This window comes from Rhodopseudomonas palustris, assembly GCF_003226555.1.
GTDB lineage: Bacteria > Pseudomonadota > Alphaproteobacteria > Rhizobiales > Xanthobacteraceae > Rhodopseudomonas > Rhodopseudomonas palustris_I.
In genome coordinates, this window is the sequence record NZ_QKQS01000032.1 from 36,828 (window position 1) to 48,574 (window position 11,747).

The window sequence follows — 11,747 nt, forward strand, 5'->3', positions numbered from 1 at the left end:
CCACACGCGCTGTCCCCCCTCCACTGTCATCCCCGCGAAGGCGGGGATCCAGTATCCAGAGCCTATCGCTTCAATCGAAACGCCCTGGAATACTGGGTCGCCCGCCTGCGCGGGCGATGACGTCAGGGGATGGGGTGCACGCCGTCCAGCGCCGTCACCAGCTCACGGAACCTGGTGCCGCGGATTTCGAAATTGCGGAACTGGTCGAACGACGCGCAGGCCGGCGACAGCAGCACCACCGGTTCGGCGAGCCCCGACGCGGCGGCATCGCGCGCCGCGGCGGGCACCGCATTCTCGAGCGTCCGGCTGATTTCGTAAGGAACCCGCCCCTCCAGCGTGGCGGAGAACTCGGCCGCCGCCTCGCCGATCAGATAGGCCTTGCGGATCCGCGGGAAATACTCGGCCAGGCTCTCGATGCCGCCGGTCTTCGGCTTGCCGCCGGCGATCCAGAAGATGTCGCCGAACGACGACAGCGCTTTGGCGGCGGCATCGGCGTTGGTCGCCTTGGAGTCGTTGACGAACAGCGTCGCGCCCTTGTCGCCCTCTTGCCGGCCGACCTGCTCCATCCGGTGCGCCAGACCGGGGAAGCTGCGCAGCCCTCGTTGCAGCACTTCGGCAGACACGCCGAGCGCCAGCACCGCCGCGGCAGCCGCCGCTGCGTTCTGGGCATTGTGCAGGCCGCGTAGCGACCCGATGCCGCCGAGTTTGGCGACCTCGGTGGAGGTGCCGCCGTCGATGCGGCGAATGGCATCGAGATCGGCGGTGATACCGGCCTCGAGCGGTCCCTGCACCGACATCCGCACCACGCGCTTGCCGGCGCGCTGGATTCGGTCTGCCGCGGCGCGGCCGAATTCATCATCGACGCCGATGATCGCAGTGCCGTCGTCCTGCACGCCGGCGACCAATCGCTCCTTCACCGCGGCGTAGTGCTCGATAGTGCCATGGCGATCGATGTGATCCTCGGTGACATTGAGCAGAATGCCGACGGTCGGATCGAGCGACGGCGTCAGGTCGATCTGATACGACGACATCTCGATCACGTGGACACGGCCGTCCTTGGGCGGCTCCAGCGACAGGATCGCGGTGCCGATATTGCCGCCGAGCTGAATATCCCAGCCGGCCTCGCGCAGCAGATGCGCGATCAGCGCCGTCGTGGTCGACTTGCCGTTGGTGCCGGTGATGGCGACGAACGGCGCGCGCGGCGCATGCGCCTGGCGCTCGCGGCAGAACAGTTCGACGTCGCCGATCACCTCGACGCCCGCTTCCTGCGCCTTCAGCACGGTCCAATGCGGCGTCGGATGCGTCAGCGGCACGCCGGGCGTGAGCACCAGCGCGTCGAAATTGATCCACGACAGATTGCGCAGATCCGCGGTGACGAAGCCGGCCTGCGCCGCCTCGACCATGCGGTCGAGATTGTCGTCGCAGGCGATCACTTCGGCGCCGCCGGCCTTGAGCGCATGGCAGCTCGCCAGCCCCGAGCCGCCGAGCCCGAACACCGCGACCGAGCGGCCGGCGAAAGTGGTGACGGGGATCATGCCGGACTCCAGATGGGCGCGCGCGCCTTACCAACTGCACAGCCGTCATCCCCGCGAAGGCGGGGATCCATATTCCCTGCGCTCTCGGTCGGAGTATGGAGCCGAATACGTTCATCCCAACCACAGGGGTTATGGGTCCCCGCCTTCGCGGGGACGACTCGTGGAGGGGTGCGCATCATTTCCCTCACCGCAGCTTCAGCGTCGACAGGCCGGCGAGTGCCAGCATCACCGCGATGATCCAGAACCGGATCACGATCTGCGGCTCGGTCCAGCCCTTCTGTTCGAAGTGGTGGTGGATCGGCGCCATCTTGAACACGCGCTTGCCGGTGAGCTTGAACGAGGCGACCTGCACGATCACCGACACCGCCTCGAGCACGAACAGGCCGCCGATCACCGCCAACACGATCTCGTGCTTCACCGCGACCGCGATCGAGCCGAGCATGCCGCCGAGCGCCAGCGAGCCGGTGTCGCCCATGAAGATCGAAGCTGGCGGCGCGTTGAACCACAGAAAGCCGAGCCCGGCCCCGAGCAGCGCGCCGCACAGCACCGACAGTTCGCCGGTGCCGGCGACGTAGTTGATCTGCAGATATTCGGCGAACACTGCATTGCCCGCGAGATAGGAGATCAGCCCGAAGCTGGCCGCGGCGATCATCACCGGCACGATCGCGAGGCCGTCGAGCCCGTCTGTCAGGTTCACCGCATTGCCGGCGCCGACCACCACGAAGGCGCCGAACGCCACGAACGCCCAGCCGAGGTTGATCATCACTTCCTTGAAGAACGGGATCACCAGCGAGCTCGACAGCGGCGCCCGGCCGAGCCACACCAGCGCGAAGCACGCCGCGCCGGCGATGGTGAATTCGATCAGCAGCCGGGTGCGGCCGGAGATGCCGGCGTGGGTCTGCTTGGTGACCTTCATGTAGTCGTCGTAGAAGCCGACGAAGCCGAAGCCGAGCGTCACCGCCAGCACGATCCAGACATAGGGATTGAGCGGATTGGCCCACAGCACGGTGCCGACCGTCAGCCCGGACAGGATCATCAGGCCGCCCATCGTCGGCGTGCCCTTCTTGGACACCAGATGCGATTGCGGACCGTCGGTGCGGATCGGCTGGCCCTTGCCCTGCCGCAGCCGCAGATTGTCGATGATCCACGGGCCGAACATGAACACGAACAGCGCCCCGGTCACCATCGCGCCGCCGGTGCGGAAAGTGATGTAGCGGAAAACGTTGAACGCAGGAAACGAGCTGGAGAGGTCGATCAGCCAATATAGCATTCAAGCCGCCTTACACCGCTGCGCCGTCGCGCGCGGCCTTGCCGGGGAAGCGCTTCTCGAGCGCGGTGACAATCGTTTTCATGCGTGATCCGAGCGAACCCTTCACCATCACGGCGTCGCCGGCTCTGATCGCGGCGACGACCTGGGATTCGAGTCCGGCCGCATCGCCTGCATAGCCGCCTCGTTTGCCGGAGGAAAGGGCGTCCCACAGATTGCGCATCAATGGACCGCAGCAAAATACCAGATCGATACCATTGGCTCGGACCGCCGCTTCCAGCACGCGATGCAGCTCCGGTCCGGTCGGGCCGAGTTCAAGCATGTCGCCGAGGACCGCGATCCGCCGCCCCTGCGCGCCGATCTCGGCGCCGCCGAGCACGCCGAGCGCCGCCGCCATCGAGGCCGGATTGGCATTGTAGCTTTCGTCGATCAGCGTGGCTTCGCCGGAGCCGATCCACAGCGGCTTGCGCGCGCCGCGACCGGATGCGGGCTGGACCTGGGACATCGCCAAGGCGGCGAGCGCGAGATCGGCACCGGCAAGCTCCGCAGCAGCCAGCACCGCCAGCGAATTCAGTGCCATGTGCCGGCCCGGCATGCCGATTTTGTAGGTGACGTCGTGGCCGAGAATGCGGGCGTGCACCGCCGAGCAATCGGCGTGCAGCGCGACGTCGAGCAGTCGCGCATCGGCCGCAGCATTCGTGCCGAAGGTGACGATGCGCCCGACATTGGCGCGCAGCGCGTTGGCGCTGAGCCGGTCGAACATCGGGTTGTCGCGGTTGAGCACCGCGATGCCGCCGGGCTCCAGTCCCGCGAAGATCTCCGATTTGGCATCGGCAATGCCCTCGATGCCGGAGAAGAATTCCAGATGCACCGGTTCGACCGTGGTGATGATGGCGATGTGCGGCCGCACCATCTTCACCAAGGGTTCGATCTCGCCGGCGTGGTTCATGCCGATCTCGAACACCGCGTAGTTTACACCGGCCGGACAGCGCGCCAGCGTCAACGGCACGCCCCAATGATTGTTGAACGATGCCACCGACGCATGGGTCGGGGCTTGCGCACCGAGCACAGCACGCAAGCCCTCCTTGGTCGACGTCTTGCCGACCGAGCCGGTGACCGCGATGACTTTGGCAGGCAGCCGCGAGCGCGCCGCGATGCCGAGTCGGCGCAAGCCTTCGAGCACGTCGTCGACGACGAGCAGCGGCGCGTCGGCGGCGAACTTGTCGCGCTGCGCCTTCTCGACCACGGCCAGCGCCGCGCCGGCGTTCAGCGCCGCGGCGACGAAGTCGTGGCCGTCATGCACGTCGCCCTTGATGGCGAAGTATGCGTCGCCGGGTGCGAGCGTGCGGCTGTCGATCGAGATGCCGAACACGTCGCGCGGCAGCGTGCCGCTCGGCGCCGCGGCCATCGCCTCCGCCATCGCGTCGGAGGTCCATAGCGGTTCTGTGCTCATGCGGCGCTCGCTGACAACGCCGCGTGCGCGGCTTCGTGATCACTGAAATGCAGCACCGTGTCGCCCACGATCTGCCCGATCTCGTGTCCCTTGCCGGCGATCAGCAGCACATCGCCCGGCTGCAGTTCATCGACCGCAATGCGGATCGCCTCGGCGCGGTCGCCGATCTCGCGCGCGCCGGGCGCGGCCGCGAGAATTGCGGCGCGGATCGCAGCGGGATCTTCACTCCGCGGATTGTCGTCGGTGACGATCACCGCATCGGCGTTCTCGGCGGCGATCGCGCCCATCAGCGGCCGCTTACCGGTGTCGCGGTCACCGCCGGCGCCGAACACCACGACCAGCCTGCGCTTCGCATAGGGCCGCAGCGCCTGCAGCGTCTTGGCGAGCGCATCGGGCTTGTGCGCGTAGTCGACGAACACCGGGGCGCCACCCCGGGCGCCGACCAGGTCGAGCCGGCCCGGCGCGCCTTCGAGATGTTCGAGCGCGGCAAAGCTCGCCGCCGCGTCGCCGCCGGTGCCGATCACCAGACCGGCCGAGACCAGCGCATTCTCGATCTGGAATTCGCCGACCAGCGGCAGCTTGATGGTGGACCGCCGCCCCTCGTGCTCGATCGTCAGCCGCTGCGCGAAGCCGTCGACTGCGGCGTCGATCAGCTTGATGCCCGCGCCCGGATCGCCGTTGCGGCCGATCGCGATCAGCCGCAGACCGCGGGTCCGCGCCGCTTCGATCACTTGCGCCGAACAGTCATGATCGGCGGAAATCACCGCCGCGCCGCCGTCCTGCACCAGATTGCGGAACAGCCGCAGCTTGGCATCGAGATAGTGCGCGATGGTCGGGTGATAATCCATGTGGTCGCGCGACAGGTTGGTGAAGCCGCCGGCGGCGACGCGGACGCCGTCGAGGCGGAACTGATCGAGCCCGTGCGAGGAGGCTTCCAGCGCCAGATGGGTGATCCCTTCGCGCGCGATCTCGTCGAGCGAGCGATGCAGCGCGATCGGGTCCGGCGTGGTCAGCGAGCCGTACACGCTGCGCGTCGGCGTCACCAGACCGATGGTGCCGATGCTGGCGGAGGCATGGCCGAGCCGCTGCCAGATCTGCCGGGTGAAGGCTGCGACCGAGGTCTTGCCGCTGGTGCCGGTGACCGCGGCGATCACCTCCGGCTGGCGCGGATAGAACCGTGCCGCGGCCAGCGCCAGCGCCAGGCGCGGATTGGCGAGCCGCACAAACGGCACCGCCAGCTGGCCCTCGGGCCGATGCTCGCCTGCGATCGCCACTGCACCGGCCGCAATTGCCGCCGCGACGAAGCGTGCGCCATCGGTCTTGGCGCCCGCGAGCGCGAAGAACAGATCGCCCGGTTTCACCGCGCGGCTGTCGACGGCGATCCCGCCGATGGCGAGGTCGGCCGCCGGCGCGGCGATCTCGGCCTCGTCGCTGAAGAGGTCGCGGAGCTTCATGGTCCTCGGGCGTCCGATTCGAGAGATGTTCTCACGCCTGCGAGGCTTTTAGCGCAAGCGGGGCGCCACGCAAAACGACAGGAGTGCCGCCGGCGCGGCAATCCGCGCGGCTATTGGCCGGCCCGCGATGCCGCAAGAATGAGGCGGTCCGGGGGCGGCAGGTCGAACCGTGGCTCGATTCCGAGCAGCGGCGCGATTCGTTCGATCACCTTGCCGCCCGTCGGCACCGCATTCCAGCCCGAGGTGATGAAGCCGTGGGTCTCCGGCAGTCCCTTCGGCTCGTCGAGCATCACCAGCACCTGGTATCTCGGCTTGTCGGCCGGCAGGATCGCGGTGAACGAGTTCAATACCTGCTTCTTGGCGTAGCGGCCGTTGATGACCTTCTCGGAGGTGCCGGTCTTGCCGCCGAGATAGTAGCCCTTGGCGATCTGCTCGGCCTGGCGCGCGGTGCCGACCTCGGCGTTGAGCCGCATCAGGTAACGGATCTTCTCGCTGGTGTCCGGCTTGATCACCCGCTTGGCGACCTTCATCGCCTCCTCGTGGGTGCGCTTCAGGAAGGTCGGCGGAATCAGATAGCCACCGTTGACCATGGCGTTGATGCCCATCACCGCCTGCAACGGCGCCACCGCGATGCCGTGACCGAACGAGATGGTGATGGTGTTGAGTTCGCCCCAGCGCTTCGGCACCAGCGGCGAGGCGCTCTCCGGCAACTCGGTGCGCAGCCGGTCGAGCTGGCCGATCTTCTTCAGGAACGCCTTGTGCGCCTCGACGCCCTGCGCCAGCGCGATCCGGGCCGCGCCGACGTTGGACGAATAGGTGAAGACTTCCGGCAGCGAGATGAAGCGCCCCATCCGGTGGTCGTCGTGGATCTTGAACTTGCCGTATTGCAGCGGCGCGCGCGCGTCGTACATCGAGCTCAGCGTCGCCTTGCCGCTGTCCAGCGCCATCGCCAGCGTCAGCGTCTTGAAGGTCGAACCCATCTCGTAGACGCCGGTGGTGAGCCGGTTGATCCGGTCGGGGTCGTTGGCCTCTTTCGGATTGTTCGGGTCGAAGTCCGGCAGCGACACCATTGCGACGATCTCGCCGGTGTTGACGTCCGAGACCAGGCCGGACGCCGCCTTGGCGCTGAACTTCTCCTTGGCCTTCAGCAGTTCGTCGCGCAGCGCATGCTCGACGCGGACGTCGAGCGCCAGCTCGATCGGCCGCTGCATCCGGTCGGAGGCGAAGCCGGCGCGGTGCAGGTCGGCGAGGCCATTGCTGTCGAGCCACTTCTCGATGCCGGCGATGCCCTGGTTGTCGATGTTGACCAGGCCGATCAGGTGCGACACTTCGGCGGCGTTGGGATAGACGCGCTTGTTCTCGCGCAGGAAGCCGATGCCGGGAATGCCGAGCTTCTTGATCTCGGCCTGCTGGCGCGGGGTGATTTCACGCTTCAGCCAGACGAAACCTTTCTTCGACGCCAGCCGCTCGCGCACCTCCTGGGTTTCGAGGTCGGGCAGCGTCGCGGTGAGCAATTCCACCGCCTCGTCCTGGTCGATGATCCGGCGCGGCTCGCCGAACAGCGACGGCGTCTTGACGTCGGTGGCGAGGATCTGCCCGTTGCGATCGACGATGTCCGGCCGTGCGGTGGCGACCGCGTCCTGCGATACGCCGCGCCGTGCACCATGGCCGTCACCGATCACCGCGATCATCACCAGCTTGAACGCGATCACGCCGTACACCGCCGCGAACGCGATCATCGCCAGCCCGACCCGCGCCCGCGCCTTGGCGTCGCGGTCGACCTCGCTGCCGTAGATCAGGCTGCGGATCAGGCGCTGGCGCCATTTGATGTGGTGGCCGACGAGCGGCATCGTGGAATCTGTCACTGGGCGGGCTCCGGAGCCGGCAGAGAGCCGGTGACGATGTCGGGGTCGATCTTTTCGATCATCGAGGCGATCGGATCAGGAGCGTTGGGATCGACGACCGCCGGCGGGCGCTCGGGAAGGTTCTTCAGTGCATCGAACTGGCGCGCGGCGACCGGCTTCAGTTTGAGGTGCCGGGCGGCAAGCCCCTGTAGCCGGCCCGGCGAGTCCAGCTTGGCCCATTCGGCGCGCAACCGGGCGATCGCCTCGCGCTCCTTGCGCAGCTCGGCATGGAGCTGCAGCACCTTCTCGGTGCGCACGGTGGATTCCAGCTTGATGCGGTAAACATAGGCCGCGGCGAACACCAGCATGCCGATCACCAGCACATGGACGAGGCGCATCATCGGCCGGCCCTCATCACGCTGGCGAGCGTCGGCCATCCCGGCAGATCGCCGGCGGGGTGCGCGGGCGCGTGGGTCCGCTCGGCGCCGCGCAGCTTGGCCGAGCGGGCGCGCGGATTGGCCGCGACTTCGGCATCGCCGGCAACGACCGGCCGCTTGCCGAGCAGCGTAAAGCTCGGCGCCGCCTGCGCGAGCTCCGGCAGATGGCGCGAGCCGCCGCCGGTCTTGCTGCGCGCGGTGAGGAAGGTTTTCACGATGCGGTCTTCCAGTGAATGGAACGACACCACCGCCAGCCGGCCGCCCGGCTTCAGCGCGCGCTCGGCGGCGTCGAGCGCCCGATGCAATTCGTCGAGCTCTTCGTTGACGAAGATCCGCAGGCCCTGGAACGTGCGGGTCGCCGGGTGGATCTCGCCGGGCTTGGCGCGCACCACTTTGGCGACGATGTCGGCGAGCGCCTTGGTGGTGGTGATCGGCGCTTCGTTGCGCGCCGCCACGATGGCGCGGGCGACGTGGCGCGAATAGCGCTCCTCGCCGAAGATGTAGATGATGTTGGCGAGATCGGTTTCGGAGGCGCGCGCGACGACATCGGCCGCGCTCGGCCCGTCCCGCCCCATCCGCATGTCGAGCGGCCCGTCGAACCGGAACGAGAAGCCGCGCTCGGCCTGATCGAGCTGCATCGACGACACGCCGATGTCCATCACCACGCCGTCGACCTTATCGGCGCCCTGCCCGGCGCACACGTCAGCCAGATTGGAGAACCGGTCGTGCACCAGCGTCAGCCGACCGCCGGCTTCGGCCACTAACTCGGCGCCGCCAGCGATCGCAGTCGGGTCGCGGTCGATAGCGATCACGCGGCTGCCGGGGGTCTGCAGGATCAGCCGCGTATAGCCGCCGGCCCCGAACGTGCCGTCGACATAGACGCCGCCGTCGCGCGGCGCGAGCAGACCGACCGCTTCGGGGCCGAGCACCGGAATATGGCGCGCGTCGGAAGACGTCATGCGATCGCCCCGGCCGCGCCAGAGCCACGTCCGGTCCGCATCGTGCGAAAACCGGCCCGGCTGATCGTCGGCTTGCTGCAGGGCAATGGGCGCATCGTGCCTCGCCTCGTCCCAATCCGCCGACAGAGCGCTGTGCCAGCCGGCCAAGACGGCCGACGAACCTAGCTCTCCGTAAGAAATCTGGTTGATTTCCATCGGCTTATGGGGCGTCACAGGAGATTTTGCCGGCAATTTGACACCGGCTGTTCACCCCTCAGTAACGGCGCTTACGCTTAAGAAACCGTTGACGGCTGCCCGGTCATTCCGCGCGGGGGAGCAGGCGGCGTTTCGTCACTGCATCGCGATGCGCTGCAAGATGAAGGAACCCGGCCTCGTCCACAGAAAATGGCAAAATCGTGAATACAGCGCGTTGCAGGAAGCCGTAGGGACTCAGATAGTAAATTGGAAGTTGCAGCCGGCGCCGCTCCGCCTCGCCGTGGTCCTGCCAGTATTGAGTCGTCCGATGTTGTCAGGTTCGTTAGCGTCCGCTGGTCCGGAGTCGAAACGTCGACGTGCCCTCCCTTTGCCCAAGGGCATCTCGTCCATGCAGACCTTCACGCCCGACTCGTCGATGGTGTCCGACGTGCTGCCGTCGCCCAATTTCGGCGAGCGCAACAAGGCGCGCCGGCCCGACATGATCGTGCTGCACTACACCGGCATGCCCGACGTCGAAGGCGCGCTGACCCGGCTGTGCAAGGCCGGCACCGAAGTCTCGGCGCATTACGTCGTGCTCGAGGACGGCCGCATCCTGCAATGCGTGCAGGAGTCCAAGCGCGCCTGGCACGCCGGCCTCGCCTGCTGGGCCGGCGAGGAAGACATCAACTCCTGCTCGATCGGCATCGAGATCATCAATCGCGGCCACGACTGGGGCTATCCGGACTACCCGCTGCGCCAGATCGCGGCGGTGATCGCGCTGTGCCGCGGCATCATCCTGCGCCGCGACGTGCCACCGCATCGCGTCGTCGGCCATTCCGACGTCGCACCGGCCCGCAAGAAAGATCCGGGCGAGAAATTCCCGTGGCGCTCGCTCGCCGCCTCCGGCGTCGGCCTATGGGTCGAGCCGGCGCGGATCGTGCCCGGGCCGGCGCTGCAGCAAGGCGCCGAGGGCGACGAAGTGCGGCTGATGCAGCAGGCGCTCGCCGATTACGGCTACCGCGTCCCGGTGAACGGCAGCTACGACCACGCCACCAACGACGTCGTCACCGCGTTCCAGCGTCACTTCCGCCCCGAGAAGGTCGACGGCATCGCCGACGCCTCGACGCTGGCGACGCTGCACACGCTGCTCGACCGCCTCCCGGTCGAAGCCCGCGCCATCGCGGCGCTGGGCTGAGCGCTTCCTCCACACCACTTGCAGCTTGACGATCACGGCCCGAGCCCGCATGGCTTGCCGCGTCAGTCGGCCGGACGGCCGCTCCCGCTAGGGCCGAAAGGCTGCGGGGGAGGAAAGTCCGGGCTCCATCGACATACGGTGCCGGATAACGTCCGGCGGGGGCGACCCCAGGGAAAGTGCCACAGAGAACGAACCGCTTCCCCCTTCCTTCGGGGCGGGGGCAAGTAAGGGTGAAAAGGTGCGGTAAGAGCGCACCGCGTCGCCGGCAACGGAGACGGCATGGTAAACCCCACCGGGAGCAAAACCGAATAGGGACGGCATCGCGGATAGTTCGCTGCTCGCAGCGATAACTCCGCAGGGTGATGTCAAACCCGCCGTCCGGGTAGGTTGCTCGAGGCGCTGTGCAAACAGCGTCCCAGAGGAATGGCCGTCGCGTATCACGTCCGCAAGGACGCGGTGCTCTCCAGAACCCGGCTTACAGGCCGGCTGATACTTCTTCATGAAGGGCTCGGCGGAAACGTCGGGCCCTTCGCCCTAGCTCGGCACGAACGCTTCTGCTGATTTGCGATGATTTCTCAAAAAGACGCGAATGTTCTCGAATGTCGTGGCATCCGCCAAGCAAGGTCGCAACAACGCCAAAGTTTGCTCGTCACGCTCAATTCCATCAAACACATCAAGCAGATAGCACTCCAATAAATCCTTGGACTTATCGAAAAACACTTCGTCGCGAATGACAGCACAAGCGATCTCAAGCTCATTCATGAGGTCGGCAAAGTGATAACCTCGTTCATCATCATTCTTTGACGTCCGCACCAAGTACCACCCACTCCGAAACGATTGAGCAAGAGCAATAAGCGCCGTCGCTGACCCCGCCTTACGCGCCAGATCGAGTTGCCGACCAGCATACCATAGTGCGACGACGCCAATCAGAAGCGCCAAAATTGCAGTAATATTTGCCAGATAGCTCACCTCATCCGCATAAGGCATATTTATTCTTGCTTTTTCGGCGGCTTGGGAGCCACTTCCGACGCTGGCTGCGATTGCTGAGCTGGGGACGAGTCAGACTTGACCGGTTTGAAAAGGTGCGAGGTAGTCAACGAATTAGTCGAGATATCCCCGATGGAATTCGTCCCGAAGATCTTTTCGTCGTCCGAACTCATAGTCTTTCCCTTCTCTCAATGCGACGTCCTGCTCACCACCAGACTAATCTAGTGCGCAATCCAGCAAACTTGATTCGTCGGTAATAACAAGCTCGCATTGATCTCCAACTGCTGGCTAGATAGATTTGGGTTGTCCCGGCTATCCACAAGCCGCTCCAAACGCCAATAGCTCGCAATCCTACTATCTAGTAGGACCTTCGCCGATCTTTATCCCAAAGCTTCCCTTGGCTCGACGCACCTCGTGGGTAACTAGAATACGAGCTGCTCCG

General features: G+C 66.2%; 9 protein-coding genes and 1 other RNA gene. 2 read left to right on the forward strand and 8 right to left on the reverse strand.

The genetic code is table 11. From position 1 onward, the window contains the following. Positions 1 to 122: 122 nt before the first annotated feature. The 7 genes from murD to rsmH form a co-directional block, all read right to left on the reverse strand. The gene (gene murD / locus DNX69_RS22885; protein WP_110788315.1) at positions 123 to 1,535 is read right to left on the reverse strand and encodes a UDP-N-acetylmuramoyl-L-alanine--D-glutamate ligase; all 1,413 of its coding nucleotides are present in this window, start codon (positions 1,533 to 1,535) and stop codon (positions 123 to 125) included. Between the two features lie 184 nt (positions 1,536 to 1,719). Continuing rightward, positions 1,720 to 2,805, reverse strand: coding sequence for a phospho-N-acetylmuramoyl-pentapeptide-transferase (gene mraY / locus DNX69_RS22890; RefSeq protein WP_110788316.1), 1,086 nt, complete (start codon positions 2,803 to 2,805; stop codon positions 1,720 to 1,722). Between the two features lie 10 nt (positions 2,806 to 2,815). Continuing rightward, entirely contained in the window at positions 2,816 to 4,255 is a 1,440-nt protein-coding gene (locus DNX69_RS22895; protein ID WP_110788317.1) for a UDP-N-acetylmuramoylalanyl-D-glutamyl-2,6-diaminopimelate--D-alanyl-D-alanine ligase, read from the reverse strand. After that, positions 4,252 to 5,709 (reverse strand): UDP-N-acetylmuramoyl-L-alanyl-D-glutamate--2,6-diaminopimelate ligase, encoded by a 1,458-nt coding sequence (locus DNX69_RS22900; protein ID WP_110788318.1) that lies wholly within the window; start codon positions 5,707 to 5,709, stop codon positions 4,252 to 4,254. Before DNX69_RS22900 ends, DNX69_RS22895 begins: the two co-directional genes overlap by 4 nt. 110 nt (positions 5,710 to 5,819) lie before the next feature. Continuing rightward, a complete protein-coding gene (locus DNX69_RS22905) occupies positions 5,820 to 7,559 on the reverse strand; it encodes a peptidoglycan D,D-transpeptidase FtsI family protein (protein ID WP_110788319.1) in 1,740 nt (579 codons plus the stop codon). 11 nt (positions 7,560 to 7,570) lie between these two features. Continuing rightward, positions 7,571 to 7,951: a cell division protein FtsL gene (gene ftsL / locus DNX69_RS22910; RefSeq protein ID WP_207803182.1), complete on the reverse strand. Its 381-nt coding sequence runs from the start codon at positions 7,949 to 7,951 to the stop codon at positions 7,571 to 7,573. Next, entirely contained in the window at positions 7,951 to 8,949 is a 999-nt protein-coding gene (gene rsmH / locus DNX69_RS22915) for a 16S rRNA (cytosine(1402)-N(4))-methyltransferase RsmH (RefSeq protein ID WP_110788355.1), read from the reverse strand. Before rsmH ends, ftsL begins: the two co-directional genes overlap by 1 nt. A 502-nt stretch (positions 8,950 to 9,451) precedes the next feature. On the opposite strand from rsmH, the gene DNX69_RS22920 reads away from it, so the two are divergent. Together DNX69_RS22920 and rnpB are read left to right on the forward strand one after the other, a co-directional pair. Next, a complete protein-coding gene (locus DNX69_RS22920) occupies positions 9,452 to 10,318 on the forward strand; it encodes an N-acetylmuramoyl-L-alanine amidase (RefSeq protein ID WP_110788320.1) in 867 nt (288 codons plus the stop codon). 62 nt (positions 10,319 to 10,380) lie between these two features. Further along, an RNA gene (gene rnpB, locus DNX69_RS22925) (RNase P RNA component class A) lies at positions 10,381 to 10,812 on the forward strand. Between the two features lie 40 nt (positions 10,813 to 10,852). On the opposite strand, the gene DNX69_RS22930 is transcribed toward rnpB, so the two are convergent. Continuing rightward, positions 10,853 to 11,305, reverse strand: a complete 453-nt coding sequence (locus tag DNX69_RS22930; protein ID WP_110788321.1) for a hypothetical protein — start codon at positions 11,303 to 11,305, stop codon at positions 10,853 to 10,855. Between the last annotated feature and the right edge of the window lie 442 nt (positions 11,306 to 11,747).

Bases quoted from the DNA above. Each gene is read 5' to 3' on its own strand.
- murD (WP_110788315.1), bottom strand. From the start codon at position 1,535: ATGATCCCCGTCACCACTTTCGCCGGCCGCTCGGTCGCGGTGTTCGGG.
- mraY (WP_110788316.1), bottom strand. From the start codon at position 2,805: ATGCTATATTGGCTGATCGACCTCTCCAGCTCGTTTCCTGCGTTCAAC.
- DNX69_RS22895 (WP_110788317.1), bottom strand. From the start codon at position 4,255: ATGAGCACAGAACCGCTATGGACCTCCGACGCGATGGCGGAGGCGATG.
- DNX69_RS22900 (WP_110788318.1), bottom strand. From the start codon at position 5,709: ATGAAGCTCCGCGACCTCTTCAGCGACGAGGCCGAGATCGCCGCGCCG.
- DNX69_RS22905 (WP_110788319.1), bottom strand. From the start codon at position 7,559: ATGCCGCTCGTCGGCCACCACATCAAATGGCGCCAGCGCCTGATCCGC.
- ftsL (WP_207803182.1), bottom strand. From the start codon at position 7,951: ATGCGCCTCGTCCATGTGCTGGTGATCGGCATGCTGGTGTTCGCCGCG.
- rsmH (WP_110788355.1), bottom strand. From the start codon at position 8,949: ATGACGTCTTCCGACGCGCGCCATATTCCGGTGCTCGGCCCCGAAGCG.
- DNX69_RS22920 (WP_110788320.1), top strand. From the start codon at position 9,452: ATGTTGTCAGGTTCGTTAGCGTCCGCTGGTCCGGAGTCGAAACGTCGA.
- DNX69_RS22930 (WP_110788321.1), bottom strand. From the start codon at position 11,305: ATGCCTTATGCGGATGAGGTGAGCTATCTGGCAAATATTACTGCAATT.